A 21,774-nucleotide genomic window follows, 5' to 3' on the forward strand; every position below is an offset into this window, starting at 1 on the left:
GCACGCTCCATGCCACTTTTTCCCAGCCGTTGGTCTTTGTCATGTCGGGTCACGGGCCGCCCCGGCCGGGCACTGCTCGCCTTTGTCGCCTGTGGACTGGCGGCATGTTGGCTGGCGGCCGGTCCGCCGGTGCTGGCGCAGACCGGGTCGGCCCCGGCCTCCGGATGGCTGGGCCGGCAGGGCGAAGCGCTGGTGCTGGTGGATACATCGGGCGAGCAGACGCTGGAGCAGGTTCAGCAGCGCTTTGCTCGCGGCGAGGCCACACCGGCCAGCGCCGAGCGCATCATGCCGGCCGGCGGCGCCGTGGCCCTGTGGTACCAGCTGGCCTTGCCTGCTGTCAGTGAGCCGACCCCGATGGTGCTGGCGTTGCTGCACCCCGGCATGAACCGCGTGGACCTGTACCGGCCCGCAGCCGATGGCGGCTGGCGTGCCCTGCGTTCGGGCGATTCGATCCCGGTCTCGCAATGGCCCTTGCCCTACCTGCATCCGGCGTTCGAGTTGGTGCAGCAGCCGGGGGAGGCCCGGCCCAGCTACCTGCGGGTGCAGCACAGCCATCCCATCAGCGTGCGCTGGACCGTGTGGTCCGCGCGCGATTTCCAGGCGTCCAGCAAGCGCTGGCATTTTCTGCTGGGCGCCTATGCCGGGCTGGTGGCGCTGGTGCTGGTGATCTGTACCGTCAACGCCTATTTCTGGCGCGACTCCATCCATTTTTATTACGCGGTCTATGTGCTGGTGATGGCCTTGGGCCAGCTCTCGCTCACGGGCCTGGCCGGCGAGTATTTCTGGCCCGACAACCCCTGGTGGAATGACGTGGCGTCCAACGTGCTTCCGGTGACGGGTGCGGCGCTGGGCCACCTCTTCATGCGTGAGCTGGTGCTCGGACGCGGCACCCGCTGGGCCACCCGCCTGATGCTGGCGATGGGAGGCGCAGGTGCCGTACTGGCGCTGTGTTTCCTGTTTGTCGGACGCAACCCGTTTTTTGCGATCTCCGGCCCCTACTACCTGGCCAGCTTCGCAATTTATCTCGGTGTGGCGCTGTGGTACGCCTGGCGCATTCCAAGCGTCGGCCTGTGGGTGCTGGCCGGCGTGCTGGCGATGCTGGCTGGCGCCGTGTTCCCGGTCCTGCGCAACATGCAGCTGGTGCCCGTGTCCTTCATGACGCAATACGGGGCGCAACTGGGCGTGGCCCTGGAGATCCCGCTGCTGCTGGTTGCCCTGTACCTGCGCAACCGGGAATGGCGCGACAACCGGGCTCGTATCGACACCATGGCCCGGATTGACCCGCTGACCGGTGCGGTCAACCACCGGGTGATGCTCGAGCGTTTGCACCAGTTGCTCATTCACCAGCAGCGCGAGCCGGCTTCGGGGGCGGTGCTGCGCGTGCGTATCGGCAACATCCAGGCGATCCGCGACGAATACGGCCTGCAGGTGGCCCAGATGGCGCTGGTCCATGCGGGGGCCTGCATCACGCGGGTGGCCCGGGAGGGCGACACCGTGGCGCGGCACCGCGACGGCGATTTTGTGCTGATCCTCAAGGGCCGCGTCACGCGCGACCAGCTCTCGGAAATGGGGCAGCGCCTGATCGCGCGCGGCCTGGCCCCCAGCGAACTGCTGCCACCGGGTGCGGTGCTGCAACTCAAGGTTGCCATCGCTGCGGCACCGTTTCAGGCGGCGGGGGTGGCCCTGCTGCTGCAGGCGCTGGAGGCGGCGGTCACCGAGATGGCGGCCCGCCCGGGCAAGGCCCTGCGATTTGTCGCCTGAGCTTAAGGAAGCGCCGAACAAGTCCCCTGCGGCGCGCGATCCGCCCATCCGCAAGGACGCATTCAGCGCTTCTTTACCTGACGCGCATGCCGGGCTGCGCGCCGGGCAGAGGCTCGAGTACAAAGATGCCCGGCTCGGCTTTTTCATTGGCGTGGCTGGCGGCCAGCACCATGCCTTCGCTGATGCCAAACTTCATCTTGCGCGGCGCCAGGTTGGCCACCATCACCGTGTGTTTGCCGATCAGGTCTTCCGGTTGGTAGCTGGAGGCGATGCCGCTGAAGACGTTGCGCAGGGTGCCTTCGCCCACGTCCAGCGTCAGGCGCAGCAATTTGGTCGAACCTTCCACGGCTTCGCAGTTGATGATTTTGGCAATGCGCAGGTCGATCTTGCTGAAGTCGTCGATGGTGATGGCAGGTGCGATGTCCTCGCCGCCGGGTGCTATGTATTCGATAGCTGATGGCGCAGGCGTTTCCTGGGCTGGAGGCTCAAACAAGGCATCCAGCTGTTTGATGTCCACGCGTTGCAGCAGGTGTTTGTAGTCGCCGATGGCGTGGCCGCTGCCCAGGCCGGCAGCGGCATCGGCAAACGACAGCGGCCCGGTTTTCAGGAAGCCCTCGACCTCGGCTGCCAGTGCCGGCAAGACCGGTTTGAGGTAAATGGTGAGCAGGCGGAAGGCCTCGATACACACCGTGCAGACATCCTGCAGGCGCGTGTCCATGCCGGCCTGCTTGGCCAGTTCCCAGGGCTTGTTCTGGTCCACATAGGCGTTGACGCGGTCGGCCAACAGCATGACTTCGCGCAGGGCCTTGGCGAATTCACGGAATTCATACAGCTGTGTGATGGCGTCGCTCTGGGCGCGCAGCACGGACAGCAGCGCATCCCCGTCGGCGGAGATCTCCCCCAGCCGGCCGGCGAAGCGCTTGGCAATGAATCCGGCGGCGCGGCTGGCGATGTTGATGTACTTGCCGACCAGGTCGCTGTTGACGCGCGCCATGAAATCGTCGGCGTTGAAGTCGATGTCCTCGTTGCGCGCATTGAGCTTGGCGGCCAGGTAGTAACGCAGCCATTCCGGGTTCATGCCCAGGCTCAGGTACTTGAGCGGGTCCAGCCCGGTGCCGCGGCTTTTGCTCATCTTCTCGCCGTTGTTGACGGTCAGAAAACCATGGACAAACACGTTGTCCGGTGTCTTGCGGCCGCTGAAATGCAGCATGGCCGGCCAGAACAGGGTGTGGAAGGTGACGATGTCCTTGCCGATGAAGTGGTACTGCTCGAGCTTGGGGTCGGCCATGTAGCCCTCGTAGTCCTCACCGCGCTTGTCCAGCAGGTTTTTCAGCGACGCGAGGTAGCCGACGGGCGCATCCAGCCAGACATAAAAATACTTGCCTGGCGCGTCGGGGATCTCGATGCCGAAGTAGGGCGCGTCCCGCGAGATGTCCCAGTCGCCCAGGCCTTCGCTTTGGGTGCCGTCGGCGTTGTCACGCACCGAGAACCACTCCCTGACCTTGTTGGCCACTTCGGGCTGCAGCTTGCCGTCCTGCGTCCACTGCTCGAGGAACTCGACGCAGCGCGGGTCGGACAGCCGGAAGAAAAAGTGTTCCGAGCTCCTGAGCACCGGCGTGGCGCCCGACAGGGCCGAGTAGGGGTGGATCAGATCGGTCGGCGCATACACCGCGCCGCAGACCTCGCAGTTGTCACCGTACTGGTCTTTTGCGCCGCATTTCGGGCACTGGCCCTTGATGAAGCGGTCCGGCAGGAACATGCTCTTTTCGACATCGAAGAACTGCTCGATGGTTTTGGTCGAAATCAGGCCGGCCTTCTTGAGGTCCCGGTAGATCTGCTGCGCCAACTGGTGGTTTTCCGGTGCGTCGGTCGAGTGCCAGTTGTCAAAGCTGATGTGAAAGCCGTCGAGGTAGGGCTTGCGTCCCGCGGCGATGTCGGCCACGAACTGCTGCGGCGTCTTGCCGGCCTTCTCGGCCGCAATCATGATGGGCGCGCCATGGGCGTCGTCGGCGCCGACAAAATTCACCGCATGGCCCTGCATCCTCTGGAAGCGCACCCAGATGTCGGCCTGGATGTACTCCATGATGTGGCCGATGTGGAAATTGCCATTGGCGTAGGGCAGGGCGGTGGTGACGAAAAGGCGGCGCTGGGGCATGGTGGTGCTTTGGTGAGCTGTGAGAGCTTGCTGAGGCTAACCCGTGATTTTAAGTCGGACCGCCCTGCCCCGTCCGCAGCGCCCGCGCGGGTCACCTGGCCGGCGCTCGATGGGCGGGAAGCGCTTCCTTTGCTTGATGCAAGTCAACATGAACGCCCGGTGGCCCGTTTTCCGCGCCGCAGGCCGTGGCTATACTGAAATCGGCCCTGTCTCCACTGTGGAGGCGGTCGCCTTCCCGGGCAATGCGCTGCTGTCCGGGAAACACCGGCGGGAGGCTCTGCCACTGCCGGTTGCCAGCCGCCTGGCCTGACGCGGCTCCAGCGTACTTGAGTGACATCCAAGCAAGACGAGGTGACTGATGGACTTGCCAGACGCCAATCCGCTGACGCTGCCCGAGGGCGTGATCGCCCTGGTGCCGATGCGCAATGTGGTGCTGTTTCCGCACGCGCTGGTGCCGATCACCGTCGGCCGGGAAAAATCAATTGCGGCCATCGAGCACGCGAGCAGGAGCGTCACCCCGGTGGGCATCGTGTTGCAGCGGGACGCCCGGGTGGATGATCCCGGCCGCGACGCCCTGTGCGATGTCGGAACTTTCGCCAAGGTCCTGCAGCATGTGGATACCGGTGAAAAACTGCAGCATGCCGTCTGCCAGGGCGTGGCGCGCTTCCGGATAGAGGCCCTGGTCGAGGGTTACCCTTTTCTGGCCGCGCGCGTGGAGGCCATTGAGGAGCCGTCCGCTGTTTCCACCCAGGCAGAAGCCCTGGGGCTGCAGTTGCGCGAACGTGCCGTGGAAATCCTCTCCCTGTTGCCGGGCGCGCCGGCCGAATTGGCCCACACCCTGCAGACCGTGCGGGCACCGTCGCACCTGGCCGACATCGTTGCCAGCCTGCTGGACGCCGAAATCACCGAAAAGCAGATGCTGCTGGAAACGGTGAACTCCGAGGAGCGGCTGCAGAAAGTGCTGCAGATCCTGTCGCGACGCATCGAGGTGTTGCGGCTGTCGCAGGAAATCGGCGAGCGCACCAAGGAGCAGATGGATGACCGCCAGCGCAAATACCTGCTGCGCGAGCAGCTCAAGACCATCCAGAAGGAGCTCGGCGAGGACGGCGACGGTGAGGATGTCGCGCGCATTGGCGAGCTGATCACCAAGGCCGGCATGCCCCCCGATGTGGAGGCGCAGGCGCGCAAGGAGTTGGGGCGCCTGCAGCGCATGCCGGAAGCTTCCGGCGAACATTCGATGCTGCGCACCTACCTCGAGTGGCTGACCGAGCTGCCCTGGGCGGCGCCGGAACCCGCCCCGATCGACCTGGCCGAAGCGCGGCGGATTCTTGAGGCGGACCATTACGGGCTGGAGCGCATCAAGCAGCGCATTGTCGAGTTTCTGGCGGTGCAAAAACTCAACCCGCAGGGGCGCGCACCCATCCTGTGTTTTGTCGGCCCCCCCGGCGTGGGCAAGACCTCGCTCGGGCAAAGCATTGCACGCGCGCTGGACCGGCCTTTTGTGCGGGTGTCGCTGGGCGGCGTGCATGACGAAGCCGAGATCCGCGGCCATCGCCGCACCTACATAGGCGCCATGCCGGGCATGATTGTGCAGAGCCTGCGCAAGGCCGGTGCGCGCCACTGCGTGATGATGCTGGACGAAATCGACAAGGTCTCGCCGAGCGCCCACGGCGATCCGTCGGCGGCGCTGCTGGAGGTGCTGGACCCGGAGCAGAACTCGACCTTCCGGGACAACTACCTCGGCGTGCCTTTCGACCTGAGCCGTGTGGTTTTCATCGCGACGGCCAATGTGATGGACCACGTGCCCGCGCCGGTGCGGGACCGCATGGAGGTGATTGACCTGCCAGGCTACACGCAGGAGGAAAAGCTGCAGATCGCGCAGCGTTACCTGGTGCGGCGCCAGCGTGAAGCCGCCGGCCTGCGCGAGGGCCAGTGCGAGCTGACCAGCGCGGCCCTGCAGGCGCTGGTGGCCGACTACACCCATGAGGCCGGGGTGCGGCAGCTCGAGCGCGAGATCGGGCGTGTCATGCGCCACGCCGCGGTGCAGATTGCCGAAGGTTCGAAAGCGCTGGTGCGTGTTGATGCGGCCGACCTGGACGCGTTGCTGGGGCCGGCGAAATTCGAACACGAAATCGCGCTGCGCAGCAGTTTGCCGGGTGTGGCAACCGGGCTGGCCTGGACGCCCGCGGGCGGTGACATCCTGTTCATCGAAGCCACCCGCGTCGCCGGCAGCGGTCGCCTGATCCTGACCGGCCAGCTCGGCGACGTGATGAAGGAAAGTGCCCAGGCTGCCCTGACGCTGGTGAAGTCGCGCGCGCCGCTGCTGCGCATTGCGGCGGCCAGTTTCGATGCCGTTGACGTGCATGTGCATGTGCCGGCCGGCGCCATTCCCAAGGACGGGCCGAGCGCCGGGGTGGCAATGTTTATTGCGCTGGCGTCGCTGTTCACCGACCGGGCGGTGCGCCACGAGGTGGCGATGACCGGCGAAATCAGCCTGCGCGGCCTGGTGCTGCCGGTGGGCGGCATCAAGGAAAAGGTGCTGGCGGCGCAGCGTGCCGGTGTGCGGACCGTGCTGCTGCCAAGGCGCAACGAGAAGGACTTGCGCGACGTGCCCGAGGCCGCACGGCAGGCCCTGGCCTTCGTCTGGCTCGATCATGTGGATGACGCCATTCAGGCGGCACTGGGCGGCGATGCGGCGCCGGGTGCCGGCTTCGTGCTGGTGTGAAGGCGATGCCATGCCCTGGACGGCTCAGCGTTACCCGGTGTCCATGCGCGGGTTGCCTGAGCCCGTGCGCCTCAAGGCGATAGAAGTGGCCAACGCGCTGCTCGCCGAGGGCATGGACGAAGGGCGCGCCATCCGCATCGCCATCGCCAGGGCCCGGCAGTGGGCCGCGCGACGGATGTGATGCCAGCGCATAACACCGACATCGCCGCGGCCCTCAACGACATCGCGGATCTGCTCGACATCGAGGGGGCGAATCCATTTCGCATTCGCGCCTACCGCAACGCCGCCCGCACCGTCGGCGAACTGGGCCAGCCGGTGCCGGCCATGCTGGCCCAGGGGGCCGATCTCGATGACCTTCCAGGCATCGGCTCGGACCTGGCGGCGAAGATCCGGGAGATCGCGGAAACCGGCTCCTGCGCGCTGCTGGGGCGCCTGCGCCAGGAGCTCCCGCCCGGCATCACCGAACTGCTGAAAGTGCCGGGCCTGGGCCCGAAGCGGGTGCGGGTGCTGCACCATGAACTCGGTGTCCAGACGATCGAACAGCTGCACCATGCGGCCCGGGAAGGACGGGTGCAGGCGATTCACGGCTTCGGTCCCAAAAGCCAGCAGGCCATTCTGGATGCGACCGCCGCGCAGTTGGAGGAGGAGCGGCGCATTCCACTGTGGAGGGCGGACCAGACGGCCGGGGCGCTGCTGGCCGACCTGGCGGCCCTGCCCGGCGTGGCGCGCGCTGTGGCCGCCGGCAGCCTGCGGCGGCGGCGCGAGACGGTGGGCGATCTGGACCTGCTGGTCAGCCTGAGCGGCCGCAGTCCGGTGATCGATCGTTTCGTCGGGGGCGAGGATGTGAGCCGGGTGCTGGCCCACGGCAGTACCCGGGCCAGCGTGGTTCTCAAGAGCGGGCTGCAGGTCGACCTGCGCGCGGTGCCGGCGGAAAGTTTCGGTGCGGCCTGGGTCTACTTCACCGGCTCGAAGGTGCACAACATCGCCTTGCGCCGGCTGGCGCAGGAGCGTGGGCTAAAGATCAATGAGTACGGCGTCTTCCGGGGCCGGGACCGCCTGCCCGGCGCCACCGAGGAGGCGCTTTACCAGGCCATCGGCCTGCGTTACATCGAACCCGAACTGCGCGAGGACCGCGGCGAAATCGACGCGGCGCGCCAGGGCCGGCTGCCGGTGCTGGTGGTTCTGGGGGACCTGCGGGGCGACCTGCATGTGCACACCAGCGAAAGCGATGGCCAGGACAGCCTGGAAGCCATGGCTGCAGCGGCCCGTGCGCGCGGCCTGCAGTACCTCGCGATCACCGAGCATTCGCGCCGTCTGGGCGTCGCCCGTGGCGTCGATCCGGTCCGGCTGGCCAGGCAGATCGATCGCATCGACCGGTTCAACGCGCAGTCGCCGGGCTTCACGGTTCTCAAGGGGGTGGAAGTCGACATCCTCGAGGACGGCACGCTGGACCTGCCCGACACCATCCTGCAGCGGCTGGACCTGGTGGTGGGTGCGGTGCACCATCGTTTTGACCTGCCGCGCGCCCAACAGACCGCGCGGCTGCTGCGGGCGATGGACAGCCGGTATTTCACGCTGCTCGCGCACCCGGGCGGGCGCCTGATCGGCGAGCGACCCGCCTGTGACTTCGATCTGTTGCGGGTGCTGCGCAAGGCCCGGGAGCGGGGCTGCTTCGTCGAGCTCAATGCCCAGCCGGCGCGGCTCGATCTGACCGATACGGCCTGTCAGATGGCCAAGGCCGAAGGTGTGCTGGTCTGCATCAACTCGGATGCCCACAGCACGCTTGAGTTCAACCACCTGACCTCCGGCATCGACCAGGCACGGCGCGGCTGGCTTGAAAAAGCCGATGTGCTGAACACGCTCACGCTGGAAGACCTGCGGCCTGTGCTTGCCCGCACCATGCGGTGAATCCGGGCGCTGCCGCCGCATTCGGGCAACCCTGCCATTTGCAGGGGTGTTGATCAACATCACGGCTGGCTTGCCAGCAAGGGACACACTGCACAAAATGGGGTTTGCTGATAGCAATGCCCCGTGCGGGCAAGTTGCCCGCTGTCGCCATGGAAGGAGGACGAATGACACGCAAGACAAGTATCCCGGCGGATGCCCGGCACCACCAGAACGAGGACGGCGAGGAAGCGCCCGAGGCGTTGTCCGAAGCCACCGAACCCGCTGAGGAGGCGGGCCGGATCGTGGCCCGCCCGGACGGCTACCACTGGCTGGCGCAGGACGGCAAACAGGAGTTCGGCCCGTTCGAGACGCTGGAACTGGCGCAGCAGGACATGGATGCCGCCGACGGCGGCGAGCTGGAGCCAACCCTCAGCCTGCAGGAGGCTGAACGCGAGATCGGCATCGGCGAATGGCTGGATCCCGAGACCGGCGAGCCCGCCGAAGGTCCGTCGCCGCCCCATCCGGAAGGCGAATGACCGCGGTGCCGGCCGCGGGGCGGCACATCGACGTCTGCAACGGCGATGCCGACGGCCTGTGCGCCGTGCTGCAATGGCGGCTGCAGCAGCCGGCACCGGCTGTGCTGGTCACGGGGCTCAAGCGCGATATCGCGCTGCTGGACCGGGTGCAGGCCGGACCGGGCGACGAGGTGCTGGTGTGCGACGTGTCGCTGCAGCGCAACCGCGCGTCCCTGCTGCGCCTGCTTGCCGCGGGCGCACGGGTGCGCTACTTCGATCACCACGCCCCGCCCGATGTGCCAGACCATCCGAACCTGGAAACCCACATTGACCTCGACAGCCAGACCTGCACCAGCCTGCTGATGGATCGCCACCTCGGCGGGGCTCACCGGTCCTGGGCGCTGGTGGGGGCGTATGGCGACAACCTGACCGGCGTGGCCGACGCGCTCGCGGCGCAGACCGGCATGAACACCGATGACCGTGACCGCTTGCGCATGCTCGGCGAGGCCATCAATTACAACGCCTACGGCGAGGAGGAGAGCGATGTTTTCATGGCGCCGGCGCGCCTGTACGAGACGCTGGTCCGTTACCGCGACCCGCTTGACCTGCTGCAGCACGAGCCGGTAGCGCAGCAACTCGATGCCCTGCGCCGCGATGACCTGCGCCGGGCTGCGAACCTGCCGCCGCACTGGCAGAATGGCCGCGCCAGTGCGACCCTGCTGCCGGACGCCGGCTGGAGCCGGCGCGTGATCGGCTGCCTGGCCAATGAACTCGCCCGTGCCGAGCCGCAGAAGGCGCATGCCGTGTTGAAGGCCATGCGCGGCGGTGCCTATGTCGTCAGCGTGCGTGCGCCGCTGTCCGCCGCAGGTGGCGCGAGGGAGCTGTGCCACCGTTTCGGCGGCGCCGGCCGGGCCGGGGCGGCAGGTATCGACCACCTGCCGGCACAGGACCTGGACCGCTTCCTGGAGGCTTTTGGCGCCACCCGCTGGGGCGCAGCCTCCCGGGAGGCTGGGGCGGACCCAGCCATCGACACGCCGTGAATCGCGCTCAGGCGCGGGTCTTCTGGTAGGTGCCCACGAGTTCCGCGTTGGCCAGCACATGGCCTTGCATGGCGCGCTCGACCGCCGCCTTGGTCGGTTGATGGAGCGTGGGCAGTGTCGTATCCAGGGCGTAGAGCTTGAAGAAATAGCGGTGCCGGCCTGTCGGCGGGCAAGGGCCGCCGTAGTCCGCCCGGTGCCAGTCGTTGAGGCCTGCGCGTGCACCGCCCGGCAATGGATGGCCGCCCGCCGGCATACCGGTGCTGTCCGGCGGCAGGTCGACCAGCACCCAGTGCACCCAGGTCTGCCGCGGTGCAGCCGGGTCGGGTGCATCGGGATCGTCCACGATCAACACCAGGCTGCGCGCGGCTGGCGGGACACCGTCCCAGTGCAGCGGCGGGGCACTGTCGTCGCCTTCGCAAGTGTGGCGCCGCGGTATCTCGCCATTCGGCGCAAAAGCGCTTGAACGCAGTTCCATGGATGTTTCCCGCTCAGGCAGGTTTCATGGCGCCGCCGGGGAACCGACGGTTTGTGCCAGGGCGATGCGCTGGGTCGGGGACAAGCCCAGGGCCGCCGCCAGCCGGCCCCGGTCGATCAGGCCGCGAACCACCGTCGCCAGACCGGTGGCAGCGCAAAACAGGTAGACATTCTGGGCAATGCAGCCGGCGTCGGCGCCGGCAAGAAAATGGCGCTCCTCGGCGCTGGCATCATGCATGCGGCTGAAGTCCGCAACATAGACGAGATTCAGCGGCGCGCTGGCCACGAAGTCCTGCGTGCCGGTGGCACTGCGCAGGTCTTCGGCCTTGACCAGCAGCAGCTGGTGGGACATGGCGTCGTAACGGTAGGCGCCTTCGGGCAACACCGCGTAGACGTCGATCTCCTGCCAGTTGCGGGCCGACGGTGCGGTGCGGTGGGCGCTGCCCTGCCGGTTGATGCCAAAGCCGGCCCACAGCAGCGCCGACAGCGTTTCCAGGGGCAGGGTGTCCGGCAGGAAGGCGCGCGAACTGTGGCGCTTCTCCAGTGCCTGCGCCAGCGTGACGGCGGGCGGCACGGCCGGCGGTGGCAGGACCACCGTGTCGGTTTCCAGATTGAGCGGGATCGTGGACATGAAATCCTCCAGCAGGAAGCAGGACGTGTCAAAACGTGCGGGCCGCACATGCGGCCGCTGAGCGGATGCCGGGAGGGTGCCTGCCATCCCTGCATCTTCACGAAAAATCATTTTCCGCCTGTGTGCATGGCACGCATTGAGGCAGATCAAGGCTGCGCCCCGGCGAAAGCCCGCACGCATGGCCGGGTTGTCAGGTCATCGCCGGCCGGCACCTGCCCCGGCATTGGCTTAGACTTCAGCCCATCCCGCTGCCGCGCGGCGCGCCCCGGTGCGGCCGGCTTGCCACCCCAGATTCAATCGGAGATTCCCCAGATGGCTGTAGAACAACAGGCAATTTTGAACGCCCTGCAAGGCGTGCTTGACCCCAATACCGGCAAGGATTTTGTCAGCACCAAGGCGCTTAAAAACCTGCAGATCGCCGGCGGCGACGTGTCCTTCGACGTCGAACTCGGTTACCCGGCCAAAAGCCAGCTCGCCGGCATCCGCAAGCTGCTGATCGCCGCTGCCAAGGGCGTGGCGGGCGTCACCAACGTGTCGGTCAACGTCGGTTTCAAGATCGCCAGCCACAGCGTGCAGCGCGGCGTGCAACTGCTGCCCAATGTCAAAAACATCGTGGCCGTGGCCTCCGGCAAGGGCGGCGTGGGCAAAAGCACCACCGCCGTCAACCTCGCGCTGGCCCTGGCCGCTGAAGGTGCCAGCGTCGGCCTGCTCGACGCCGACATCTACGGGCCCAGCCAGCCCATGATGATGGGCATCGAGGGCCGGCCCGAAAGCGTGGACGGCAAGAACATGGAGCCGATGGAAAACTACGGCATCCAGGTCATGTCCATCGGTTTTCTGGTCGCGCAGGACGAAGCCATGATCTGGCGCGGCCCCATGGCGACGCAGGCGCTGGAGCAGTTGCTGCGCCAGACCAACTGGAAGGACCTGGACTACCTGATCGTCGACATGCCGCCTGGCACCGGCGACATCCAGCTCACGTTGTCCCAGCGCGTGCCCATCACCGGTGCGGTGATTGTCACCACGCCGCAGGACATCGCTTTGCTCGACGCCAAAAAAGGCATCAAGATGTTCGAGAAGGTCGGTGTGCCGATTCTGGGCATTGTCGAAAACATGGCGGTGCATATCTGCAGCAAGTGCGGCCACACCGAGCACATCTTTGGTCAGGACGGCGGCAAGAAGATGGCGGCCGACTACGGCATGAGTTACCTCGGCGCACTGCCGCTGGACATGCAGATCCGCCTGCAGGCCGACAACGGCCGGCCCACCGTGGTGGCCGACCCGGACGGCGAAGTCGCCGGCATCTACAAGGCCGTGGCGCGCCAGGTGGCCATCACGATTGCCGCCAAGGCGAAAGACTTTTCGGCCAAGTTCCCGACCATCACGATCTCGAAAAACACCTGATCTTTCCGGGCGCCGGGGGCCAACCATGAACATGCTCGCTTCGCTGCGTTATCTGGTGGCCCTCAGCGAGCACCGGCATTACGCGCGCGCCGCCCAGTCCTGCGGCATCACCCAGCCGGCGCTGTCCAACGCCCTGCGTGCGCTGGAAAGAGAATTCGGTATCGCCATCGTCAAGCGCGGCCGCACCTACGCCGGCCTCACGCCGGAAGGCGAACGCGTGCTGGCCACGGCGCAACGCATGCTGCACGAACACGAACTGCTGCAGCAGGAGCTGCGCAGCAGTGCCAGCCAGCCGCAGGGTGCGCTGCAGCTGGGCGTCGTGCCGACGGCCGTGCCGGTGGCAACGCGTTTTGCGGCCCGGCTCCGGCAGCGTTACCCGGGCATCGCGCCCGTGGTGCGGTCGTTGAGTTCGCAGGAAATTGAACTCGGCCTGGAGAACCTGTCGCTGGACCTGGGCCTGGGGTTTGTCGAACGCCTGAACCAGCGCGCCAGCCGTTTCGAGATCTTCCCGCAGTACACCGAACACTACTTCCTGGTGCGCCGCGCGGCGGCGCCCGGCCGGCCGGGCAGCGGGCTGCGTGTGGGCCCGGCCATGGACTGGCGCGGAGCGGCGCAGCTGCCGCTGTGCCTGCTGACGCCCGAGATGCACAACCGCAGCATCGTGGACAGCGCCTTTGCCGGCCTGGGGCTGGCGGTCAAGCCGGTCATGGAAACCAACTCCATCCTGGCGCTGGCCCTCAGCGTGGTCGCCGGCGAGGTCTGCAGCGTGTTGCCGGGTGCGCTGGTGGGCGCGGTCCGCAGTTATGCCGAACTCGAAGCCCTGCCGCTGGTCCAGCCCGAACTCACGACACCTGTCGGCTTTTTCACGCTGGTCAAGGCCAGCCCCTCGCGGGCGCTGCAGGCCGCGCTGGTGCTGGCCCAGGATGGGGAGTGGCTGCGTCACGCGGCGCAGCACAGCGGGACCCTGCATTCAGATCCTGAATCTGCGCATACATGAATTCAATTTGACGCAGGCGGGCCCAGGAGCGACAGTGCGTCATGAACGCTTCCCCGGTCCTTCCTGTTCCTGTTCCCACCGTGGCCCTGGCCACGCTGGACGACATGCGCGAGCGCATCCGCCGCAAAAGCAAACTCAAGGGCCGCCAGGCCGACGAGGTTTCTCTGGCCGAGGTTCGCGCGCTCATAGGCGGGCGGCCCGAAGGCGGCCACCGGCGCGACCTGCTGATCGAACACCTGCACAAACTCAACGACGCCTACCGATGCCTGCATGAGCGGCACCTGGTGGCGCTGGCCCGGGAGATGAACGTCCCCATGGCCGAGGTGTACGAGGTCGCAAGTTTTTATCACCATTTCGAGGTGGTCAAGGGCGACGGCCAGGCGCCCGGGCTCACGGTTCGCGTGTGCGACGGGCTGGCCTGCGAGCTGGCCGGTGCGCAGGACCTGCTGGCGCGCCTGCCGGCGCTGCTCGGGCAGGAGGTGCGTGTCATGGCTGCGCCCTGCCTGGGCCGTTGTGAGCAGGCGCCGGCCGTTCTGGTGCACCAGCAGGCGCTGCCGCGGGCCACGGTCGAGGCCGTGGTTTTGATGGCAAATCAGCCTCCAGCCCAGAAGGAGAAAGCGCAAGTAGCTATTAATTTCGTAGCGTCTCAGTACGCGGAAAAGAGTGTCCCTGGCACGGCGGATGAGGTGTTGCCAGCCTTCGCGAACTACGAGACCTACCGTTCCCACGGGGGTTACGCGCTCGCGGCGGCGCTGGTCAACGGGGAAGAAGATGCTGGGGCGGTGCTTGCAGCCATGGAAAATTCCGGCCTGCGCGGTCTGGGCGGCGCGGGTTTTCCGGCGGGGCGCAAGTGGCGCATCGTGCAGGGCCAGCCCGGCCCGCGCCTGATGGCGGTCAACATCGACGAGGGAGAGCCCGGCACGTTCAAGGATCGCACCTGGCTGGAACGCGATCCGCACCGTTTCCTGGAGGGGGTGCTGATCGCGGCGCAGGTGGTGGGCATCGAGGCCTGCTACATCTATTTGCGCGACGAGTACCACGACTGCCGCACCATGCTGCAAGCCGAGCTGTCCAAGCTGCTGGCGGATCCGCCCTGTCCGCTGCCGCACATCGAGCTGCGACGGGGCGCGGGGGCCTACATCTGCGGCGAGGAGTCCGCCATGATCGAAAGCATTGAAGGCAAACGCGGCGAGCCGCGCCTGCGCCCGCCCTACATCGCCGAGGTCGGGCTGTTCGGCCGGCCCACACTGGAGCACAACTTCGAGACCCTGTACTGGGTGCGCGATATTGTGGAGAAAGGCCCGCAGTGGTTCAGCGGCTTCGGACGCCACGGCCGCAAGGGTTTGCGCTCTTTCAGCGTCAGCGGGCGCGTGAAGAATCCGGGTGTCAAGCTGGCGCCGGCCGGCATCACGGTGCAGGAGCTCATCGACGAATACTGTGGCGGCATGGCCGACGGCCACCAGCTTTATGCCTATCTGCCCGGCGGCGCCTCAGGCGGCATTTTTCCGGCCAGCCATGCCAACCTGCCACTCGACTTCGACACCCTGCAGCCGCACGGCGGCTTCATCGGCTCGGCTGCAGTCATCGTGTTGGGGCACATGGACAAAGCCCGTGATGCAGCCCTCAACATGATGCGTTTTTTCGCCCACGAAAGCTGTGGCCAGTGCACGCCTTGCCGCGTCGGCACAGTCAAGGCGGCGAAGTTGATGGAGGCGCCCGTGTGGGACAACGCCACGCTGGAAGACCTGAACGTGGTGATGGCCGATGCGTCCATTTGCGGACTGGGTCAGGCGGCGCCCAACCCGGTGCGTTGTGTCCAGAAATACTTTGCACACGAAGTCGCCTGACATGAATGCCCCAGCCAAGCCCTTTGAGGTCACGCCCCAGGTCATCCCCTTTCTGCTTGACGGCAAGTCCGTCGACGCTTACGAGGGCGAATCCATTCTGCAAGCTGCCGAGCGCAGCGGTGTCTGCATTCCGCACCTTTGCTACAAGGACGGCTACCGCGCCGACGGCAATTGCCGTGCCTGCGTGGTCGAGATCAAGGGCGAACGCACCTTGGCCCCCAGTTGCTGCCGCAACGTCACGGCTGGCATGGAGGTGCAGGCCAGCAGCGAACGCGCTGTCAGGAGCCAGAAGATGGTGCTGGAGATGCTGCTCTCCGACATGCCCGACACCGGCTACAAATGGGATGAGACCGATGAATCGCTGCAGCACGGCGAACTCAGCGAGTGGGCCGCGCGCATGGATGTTGCCGTGCGCCCCGAACTGAAAGCGCTGCGCCGCGAGCAGCCGGCCGCCGATGTGTCGCACCCGGCCATGGCCGTGAACCTGGACGCCTGCATCCAGTGCAAGCGTTGCGTGACCGCCTGCCGCGAAGAGCAGGTCAACGACGTGATCGGCTACGCCATGCGCGGATCGCACAGTGAGATCGTCTTTGACCTGGGCGACGCGATGGGCGACAGCAGCTGCGTGGCCTGCGGCGAGTGTGTGCAGGCCTGTCCGACCGGTGCCCTGATGCCCAAGACCCTGGTGGGGTCCCAGGCCGTCGATAAAAAAGTTGATTCGGTCTGCCCCTTCTGCGGCGTCGGCTGCCTGGTGACCTACAAGGTGAAAGGCAACAAAATTGTCAGTGTCGATGGCCGCGACGGACCGGCCAACCATTCGCGGCTGTGCGTCAAGGGGCGTTTTGGTTTTGACTATGCGCACAGCCCGCAGCGTCTGACCGTGCCCCTGATCCGCAAGGCCGGTGTCCCCAAGGATCCGGCCGCCTTGCAGCATCTGAACCGCAACACGGCGGACTGGTCGGAAGTGTTCCGCGAAGCGACCTGGGAAGAGGCCTTGGCGCTGGCAGCCGGCCCGCTCAAGCACCTGCGTGACACCTGCGGCAAAAAATCGCTGGCGGGCTTTGGTTCCGCCAAAGGCAGCAATGAAGAGGCTTACCTGTTCCAGAAACTGGTGCGCACCGGCTTCGGCTCCAACAACGTGGACCACTGCACCCGCTTGTGCCACGCGTCCAGCGTGGCGGCGCTGCTTGAAGGCGTCGGCTCGGGCGCGGTGAGCAACCAGGTCAATGATGTTGCGCATTCCGACCTGATATTTGTGATTGGCTCCAACCCCTCGGCCAACCATCCCGTGGCCGCCACCTGGATGAAGAATGCCGCGCAGAAGGGCGCCAAAATCGTGCTCGCTGATCCGCGCGTCACCGATATCGGCAGGAACGCCTGGCGCACGCTGCAGTTCAAGGCCGACACCGACGTGGCCATGCTCAATGCACTGATCCATACGGTGATTGAGGAGGGCCTGGTGGACCAGGACTTCATCGACCGGCGCGCCAGCAATTACGAAGCGCTCCGGGAAAACGTCAAGGGCTACAGCCCCGAGGCCATGGCGCCGGTTTGCGGGATTCCCGCCGGGACCCTGCGCGAGGTCGCCCGGGCATTTGCCAAGGCCAAAGCGGCGATGATTCTGTGGGGCATGGGCATCAGCCAGCATGTCCACGGCACCGACAACGCGCGCTGCCTGATCGCGCTGGCCACCGTGACCGGTCAGATCGGCAAACCCGGCTCCGGCCTGCATCCGCTGCGCGGCCAGAACAACGTGCAGGGCGCCAGCGACGCCGGCCTGATCCCCATGATGTTTCCCAACTACCAGCGCGTGGACAACCAGGCGGCCCATGCCTGGTTCGAAGCGTTCTGGAAAACACCGCTGGACCGGCAGCCCGGCTACACAGTTGTTGAAATCATGCACAAGGCGCTGGCGCCCGAGAGCGACCCGCACAAGGTGCGCGGCATGTACATCATGGGCGAAAACCCGGCCATGAGCGACCCCGACCTGAACCACGCGCGCCACGCGCTGGCCAGCCTGCAGCATCTGGTGGTGCAGGACATCTTCATGACCGAGACCGCCTGGCTGGCCGATGTGGTGCTGCCCGCGACCGCCTGGCCTGAAAAGACCGGCACCGTCACCAACACCGACCGCATGGTCCAGCTCGGCCGGCAGGCCGTGGACCCGCCCGGGCAGGCCAGGCCCGACTTGTGGATCATCCAGCAGATCGCGCTGCGCATGGGCCCCCACGCTTCACACGTCGTGTCGTCGCTGCCCCCCGAGGGGGCCGGCCCCGCCTTGGGGCGGCCCGGCGACGGGGGCTTGGGCCTGTCCTGGGATTACCCGGGGGAGCACAGCGGCGTGGCTGCGGTTTATGAGGAGATGCGCCAGGCCATGCACACCGCGATCTCGGGCATCACCTGGGAGCGGCTGGAACGCGAATCCAGCGTGACCTATCCCTGCCTGAGCGCAGACGACCCCGGTGCGCCCACCGTGTTCATCGACCACTTTGCCACTGAAGACGGGCGCGTGCACCTGGTACCGGCTGACATCATTCCTGCCAACGAACGGCCCGATGCCGACTACCCTTTTGTGCTCATCACGGGACGGCAGCTCGAGCACTGGCACACCGGCAGCATGACGCGGCGCACCGCCGTGCTCGATGCCATCGAACCCCTGGCCACGGCCTCGCTGTGCGGCGCCGACCTGCTGGCGCTGGGGCTGGCGCCGGGCGACGTGGTGACCGTGCAGTCGCGGCGCGGGGCGGTCGCCCTTCATGTGCGGCGCGACGACGGCACGCCGCCGGGCGCGGTGTTCATCCCGTTTGCCTATCACGAAGCTGCGGCCAACCTGATGACCAACGCTGCGCTGGACCCGTTCGGAAAAATTCCGGAATTCAAGTACTGCGCCGTGGCGATTCATCGCGGCGGACAGCTTGCAGGGGCTGCAGGTTACGGGCCTGGTGCTACCGGGGGTCTTTAACCTTCCAGGCTGTGGGTGACAAAAGAGTTGTGCCACAAATGCGCATGAAGACAGCCGTACACTGCGTGCATGTCTGAATTCGTCCTGCAGTTTCCCGGTGCCGATACGGCCATTCGCCGCCCCAGTGTGGTTGTGGCCGTGGTCATGCGCCGCGAGCGCATCGACAACCGCTGGCAGCCCTGGCGCTGGTCGTTGGCCGACATCGTGCCGCACGAGGAAAGTTTTGGCGCGCAGCCGCGCCTGCTGCTCAAGGACGAGCAGGAAGAGCGCTGGCTGCATCCCGGTTTCAAGGTCGAGCTGTTCACCGACGACGCGGAAGGTTATTACCTCAACGTCACCACGCCCCAGCCCTGCTTCTGGGTGGTCTGGCGCATGGAGGAAGAGGCGACGCTGGCCGACGAGCCGGTGGCCGTGCCGCAGACCGTGACCCTGAGTTACCACGACGCCGGACGCTGGCTCGACGCGCAGGAAACCGTGGAGCAGGTGGCGGCGCCGCGCGATGTGGTCGAGTGGGTGCAGGCTTTTGTCGATGCCCATTACGTGCTGGAGGCCAAGCGTCGGCAGCGCCCGCAAAGCTTCAAGCCGCTGCAGGACCGCTTTGGCAACCCGGCGCGGGTGAGCACGGACAAGAAGTTTGGCGGAGACGGCCATGGCTGACGAAGCCCCCGGATTCCTGGGCCGGTGGGCGCGGCGCAAGACGGACGCCCTGCAGGGCAAACCGCTGGACGAACCGGCGCCTGCCCTGACCCCGCCTATGGCTCCAGAGACCGCCCGGACGGGCGCGCCGGTCCCTGCGGCAGCCGTGCCGGCTCCGGCCGATGCTGCAACGCCAGCCGAAAGAAAGCTGCCGACGTTGCAGGACGCGCAGCTTTTGACGAAGGACTCCGATTTCAAGCCCTTCATGGCCGGCGATGTCGGGCCCGAAGTGCGCAACGCCGCGATGAAAAAGCTGTTTGCCGACCCACACTTCAATGTGATGGACGGCCTGGACATCTACATCGACGACTATTCCAGGTCCGATCCCATTCCCGAGTCCATGCTCCGGCAGATGACGAGCGCCAAGTTTCTCAATCTGTTTGAGGATGAAGAAAAGGAAGAGAAGGAAGAGAAAGAGGGCGGGAAGGCGGCACAGACCACTGCACCACGGGAAACTGCGAATAACCCCACGGATGAAACCGTGGCACAGTCCCATGAAGGCACGGACATACCCGATCCGGCCATTTCCCCAGAACATTCCAGCCAACCCGAGCCGCAACCTGGCTCTGGCGCCAGCCAAGAAAACCATGCCCACACTGATTTGCGACTGCAACCAGACCATGCCGCTCCAGCCCCAGACGCTGGGCACGGCACTTGATGAAAAACTGACCCTGCATTCGGCGCTGTGCCGCCGCGAAGCGGGCGCCTTCCAGAAGGCGGTCCAGTCCGGCGACGACGTAGTGGTGGCCTGCACCCAGGAGACCCGGCTTTTCGCGGAACTGGCGCAGCAGACCGAGGGCGCGACCTCGGTCATCAAGTTCGTCAACATCCGCGAGACCGGCGGCTGGAGCCGGGACGCCGCCCAGGCCAGTCCGAAAATTGCGGCCCTGCTCGCGGTGGCCCACCTGCCGGATGCGGAACCCGTGGCGACCGTGACCTACAAAAGTGCGGGTCGCGTGCTCATCATTGGTGAACTCGATGCGGGCGAACGCGCCGCCGGCTTGCTGTCGGACGCGCTGGACGTCACGCTGTTCAGTCTGGGGACGGGCCGCGATGGTGGTCTGCAGGAGCGGCGTTACCCGGTGCTGGCCGGGCAGATCCAGCGCCTGACCGGCTGGCTGGGAGCTTTCGAGCTCCATTGGCAGCGCAGCAACGCGATTGACCTCGACCTGTGCACGCGCTGCAACGCCTGCCTGGCGGTCTGCCCCGAAGGCGCCATCGGTTTCGACTACCAGATCGACAATGCCCTGTGCAAGTCGCACCGGGCCTGCGTCAAGGCTTGCGGTGTGGCCGGCGCGATTGATTTCGGCCGCGCACCCGAGGCCTTGAGCGAAAAGTTCGATCTGGTGCTGGACCTGCGTGCCACCCCGGCCTTCACGCAACATGCCTTGCCCCAGGGTTATTTCCGCTGGGATGGCCAGGACAGCCGCACCCTGCTGCAACTGCGTTCGCTCGTCGGCGAGTTCGAAAAGCCCAAGTTCTTCAACTACAAGCAAAAACTCTGCGCCCACAGCCGCAATGAAAAAACCGGCTGTACGGCCTGTATCGACGTCTGTTCGGCCTCGGCGATCAGCAGCGAGCGCGACCGGCAGCAAATCGTGGTGAATCCCAATCTGTGCGTGGGCTGCGGTGCCTGCACCACGGTCTGTCCGAGCGGGGCACTGACGTTTGCCTACCCGCGTCCCGGGGAGCAGGGCGCGAAGATCAAGACCCTGCTGGGTACCTATGCGCGCACCGGCGGCAAGCAGGCGGCCCTGCTGCTGCACAGCCAGGAAGCGGGCACGCGGCTGTTGGGTGACCTGGGCCGCCTGGCGCGGCTCGATCCGGCCACGCACGGCGTGCCGGCGCGCGTTTTGCCGCTGGCCTTGTGGCACACCGTGTCGGTGGGCCTGGAATTGTGGCTCTCGGCCATCGCCCACGGCGCTTCCCAGGTATGGGTCCTGATGACGGACGAGGAGGCACCGCAGTACCGCGAGGCTGTGCGCGAGCAGATGGAGGTGGCGCAGGCCATCCTCAGCGGTCTCGGTTACCAGGGGGAGCACTTCCGGATTTTCGAAGCCAGGGATGCACGTGATCTGGCAGCGCTCGACGCCCAGCTGCAGATGGCGCCCGCCCAGGGCGTGGCCCAGGCGGCCGGCTTTGCCGTGCAGGCCGACAAGCGAGCCACCCTGGAGCTGGCGCTGGATCACCTGATGACACAGGCCACGGTCAGGTCCGAGGCGATTGCGCTGCCGGCCGCCGGCTCGCCGCTGGGCACGCTGGCCATCAACAAGGACGCCTGCACCTTGTGCCTGAGCTGCGTCAGCGCCTGCCCGGCCAGCGCGCTGCAGGACAACCCGGAGCGGCCCCAGCTCAAATTCATCGAGAAAAACTGCGTGCAGTGCGGCCTGTGCGCGACGACTTGTCCGGAAAGCGCCATCTCCCTGCAGCCGCGCCTGCTGCTCACGCCGCAGCGCAAGGAGGCGCGTGTGCTCAACGAGAGCCAGCCCTACCAGTGCATACGCTGCAGCAAACCGTTCGGCACCCTCAAGGCTATCGAGTCCATGCTGGGCAAGCTGGCCGGCCATGCGATGTTCCAGGGGGCGGCTGCCGAACGCCTGAAAATGTGCAGCGACTGCCGCGTGATTGACATCTACTCGGCAGACAACGAAATCAAGATCACGGACATTCGCTAAATCCC

16 protein-coding genes are annotated in these 21,774 nt (G+C 66.4%); 13 read left to right on the top strand and 3 right to left on the bottom strand.

The features are described 5' to 3' along the window. Positions 1-9 precede the first annotated feature (9 nt). The gene (locus B7G52_RS15860; protein ID WP_096698521.1) at positions 10-1,761 is read left to right on the top strand and encodes a 7TM diverse intracellular signaling domain-containing protein; all 1,752 of its coding nucleotides are present in this window, start codon (positions 10-12) and stop codon (positions 1,759-1,761) included. A 73-nt stretch (positions 1,762-1,834) separates the two neighbouring features. On the opposite strand, the gene metG is transcribed toward B7G52_RS15860, so the two are convergent. Next, complete coding sequence (metG, locus tag B7G52_RS15865; RefSeq protein ID WP_096698522.1) at positions 1,835-3,916, bottom strand: methionine--tRNA ligase; 2,082 nt, start codon at positions 3,914-3,916, stop codon at positions 1,835-1,837. Between the two features lie 358 nt (positions 3,917-4,274). On the opposite strand from metG, the gene lon reads away from it, so the two are divergent. The 5 genes from lon (at position 4,275) to B7G52_RS15885 (ending at position 10,083) form a co-directional block, all read left to right on the top strand. Then, the gene (gene lon, locus B7G52_RS15870) at positions 4,275-6,641 is read left to right on the top strand and encodes an endopeptidase La (RefSeq protein WP_096698523.1); all 2,367 of its coding nucleotides are present in this window, start codon (positions 4,275-4,277) and stop codon (positions 6,639-6,641) included. 10 nt (positions 6,642-6,651) lie between these two features. Further along, positions 6,652-6,822: a hypothetical protein gene (locus tag B7G52_RS23660; protein ID WP_170954784.1), complete on the top strand. Its 171-nt coding sequence runs from the start codon at positions 6,652-6,654 to the stop codon at positions 6,820-6,822. Further along, a complete protein-coding gene (gene polX / locus B7G52_RS15875) occupies positions 6,822-8,549 on the top strand; it encodes a DNA polymerase/3'-5' exonuclease PolX (RefSeq protein ID WP_096698542.1) in 1,728 nt (575 codons plus the stop codon). Before B7G52_RS23660 ends, polX begins: the two co-directional genes overlap by 1 nt. Positions 8,550-8,713: 164 nt before the next feature. After that, positions 8,714-9,064, top strand: a complete 351-nt coding sequence (locus B7G52_RS15880) for a hypothetical protein (RefSeq protein ID WP_240523485.1) — start codon at positions 8,714-8,716, stop codon at positions 9,062-9,064. Beyond that, complete coding sequence (locus tag B7G52_RS15885; protein ID WP_096698524.1) at positions 9,061-10,083, top strand: hypothetical protein; 1,023 nt, start codon at positions 9,061-9,063, stop codon at positions 10,081-10,083. Before B7G52_RS15880 ends, B7G52_RS15885 begins: the two co-directional genes overlap by 4 nt. A gap of 7 nt (positions 10,084-10,090) precedes the next feature. Here B7G52_RS15885 and B7G52_RS15890 read toward each other — a convergent pair whose 3' ends face one another. Next, the gene (locus tag B7G52_RS15890; RefSeq protein WP_096698525.1) at positions 10,091-10,558 is read right to left on the bottom strand and encodes a YbhB/YbcL family Raf kinase inhibitor-like protein; all 468 of its coding nucleotides are present in this window, start codon (positions 10,556-10,558) and stop codon (positions 10,091-10,093) included. Between the two features lie 24 nt (positions 10,559-10,582). Beyond that, positions 10,583-11,188 carry a nitroreductase family protein gene (locus tag B7G52_RS15895; protein WP_096698544.1) on the bottom strand — a complete coding sequence of 202 codons (606 nt, stop codon included), beginning with the start codon at positions 11,186-11,188 and terminating at the stop codon, positions 10,583-10,585. A 312-nt stretch (positions 11,189-11,500) separates the two neighbouring features. Between B7G52_RS15895 and apbC the strand changes: the two genes are divergently transcribed. The 7 genes from apbC (at position 11,501) to B7G52_RS15930 (ending at position 21,769) form a co-directional block, all read left to right on the top strand. Next, on the top strand, positions 11,501-12,592 hold the full coding sequence (gene apbC / locus B7G52_RS15900; RefSeq protein WP_096698526.1) for an iron-sulfur cluster carrier protein ApbC: 1,092 nt from the start codon (positions 11,501-11,503) through the stop codon (positions 12,590-12,592). Between the two features lie 25 nt (positions 12,593-12,617). Further along, positions 12,618-13,589 (top strand): LysR family transcriptional regulator, encoded by a 972-nt coding sequence (locus B7G52_RS15905; protein ID WP_096698527.1) that lies wholly within the window; start codon positions 12,618-12,620, stop codon positions 13,587-13,589. Between the two features lie 41 nt (positions 13,590-13,630). After that, a complete protein-coding gene (locus B7G52_RS15910; protein WP_170954785.1) occupies positions 13,631-15,436 on the top strand; it encodes an NADH-ubiquinone oxidoreductase-F iron-sulfur binding region domain-containing protein in 1,806 nt (601 codons plus the stop codon). Between the two features lies 1 nt (position 15,437). After that, the gene (locus B7G52_RS15915) at positions 15,438-18,398 is read left to right on the top strand and encodes a molybdopterin-dependent oxidoreductase (protein ID WP_096698528.1); all 2,961 of its coding nucleotides are present in this window, start codon (positions 15,438-15,440) and stop codon (positions 18,396-18,398) included. Between the two features lie 69 nt (positions 18,399-18,467). After that, on the top strand, positions 18,468-19,055 hold the full coding sequence (locus tag B7G52_RS15920; protein ID WP_096698529.1) for a DUF3305 domain-containing protein: 588 nt from the start codon (positions 18,468-18,470) through the stop codon (positions 19,053-19,055). After that, positions 19,048-19,752 (top strand): DUF3306 domain-containing protein, encoded by a 705-nt coding sequence (locus B7G52_RS15925; protein ID WP_096698530.1) that lies wholly within the window; start codon positions 19,048-19,050, stop codon positions 19,750-19,752. Before B7G52_RS15920 ends, B7G52_RS15925 begins: the two co-directional genes overlap by 8 nt. Then, positions 19,682-21,769, top strand: a complete 2,088-nt coding sequence (locus B7G52_RS15930; RefSeq protein ID WP_096698531.1) for a 4Fe-4S binding protein — start codon at positions 19,682-19,684, stop codon at positions 21,767-21,769. The genes B7G52_RS15925 and B7G52_RS15930 overlap by 71 nt, the downstream gene beginning before the upstream one ends. Positions 21,770-21,774 lie beyond the last annotated feature (5 nt).

Source organism: Polaromonas sp. AER18D-145 (assembly GCF_002379095.1).
In the GTDB taxonomy this organism is placed as follows: domain Bacteria; phylum Pseudomonadota; class Gammaproteobacteria; order Burkholderiales; family Burkholderiaceae_C; genus Polaromonas.

Excerpts from the sequence above, each read along its gene's own strand:
- B7G52_RS15895 (WP_096698544.1), bottom strand. The coding sequence starts at position 11,188 with ATGTCCACGATCCCGCTCAATCTGGAAACCGACACGGTGGTCCTGCCA.
- B7G52_RS15910 (WP_170954785.1), top strand. The coding sequence starts at position 13,631 with ATGAACGCTTCCCCGGTCCTTCCTGTTCCTGTTCCCACCGTGGCCCTG.
- B7G52_RS15925 (WP_096698530.1), top strand. The coding sequence starts at position 19,048 with ATGGCTGACGAAGCCCCCGGATTCCTGGGCCGGTGGGCGCGGCGCAAG.
- B7G52_RS23660 (WP_170954784.1), top strand. The coding sequence starts at position 6,652 with ATGCCCTGGACGGCTCAGCGTTACCCGGTGTCCATGCGCGGGTTGCCT.
- polX (WP_096698542.1), top strand. The coding sequence starts at position 6,822 with ATGCCAGCGCATAACACCGACATCGCCGCGGCCCTCAACGACATCGCG.
- B7G52_RS15915 (WP_096698528.1), top strand. The coding sequence starts at position 15,438 with ATGAATGCCCCAGCCAAGCCCTTTGAGGTCACGCCCCAGGTCATCCCC.
- B7G52_RS15920 (WP_096698529.1), top strand. The coding sequence starts at position 18,468 with ATGTCTGAATTCGTCCTGCAGTTTCCCGGTGCCGATACGGCCATTCGC.
- apbC (WP_096698526.1), top strand. The coding sequence starts at position 11,501 with ATGGCTGTAGAACAACAGGCAATTTTGAACGCCCTGCAAGGCGTGCTT.
- B7G52_RS15890 (WP_096698525.1), bottom strand. The coding sequence starts at position 10,558 with ATGGAACTGCGTTCAAGCGCTTTTGCGCCGAATGGCGAGATACCGCGG.
- B7G52_RS15930 (WP_096698531.1), top strand. The coding sequence starts at position 19,682 with ATGCCCACACTGATTTGCGACTGCAACCAGACCATGCCGCTCCAGCCC.
- B7G52_RS15860 (WP_096698521.1), top strand. The coding sequence starts at position 10 with ATGCCACTTTTTCCCAGCCGTTGGTCTTTGTCATGTCGGGTCACGGGC.
- metG (WP_096698522.1), bottom strand. The coding sequence starts at position 3,916 with ATGCCCCAGCGCCGCCTTTTCGTCACCACCGCCCTGCCCTACGCCAAT.
- B7G52_RS15885 (WP_096698524.1), top strand. The coding sequence starts at position 9,061 with ATGACCGCGGTGCCGGCCGCGGGGCGGCACATCGACGTCTGCAACGGC.
- B7G52_RS15905 (WP_096698527.1), top strand. The coding sequence starts at position 12,618 with ATGAACATGCTCGCTTCGCTGCGTTATCTGGTGGCCCTCAGCGAGCAC.
- B7G52_RS15880 (WP_240523485.1), top strand. The coding sequence starts at position 8,714 with ATGACACGCAAGACAAGTATCCCGGCGGATGCCCGGCACCACCAGAAC.
- lon (WP_096698523.1), top strand. The coding sequence starts at position 4,275 with ATGGACTTGCCAGACGCCAATCCGCTGACGCTGCCCGAGGGCGTGATC.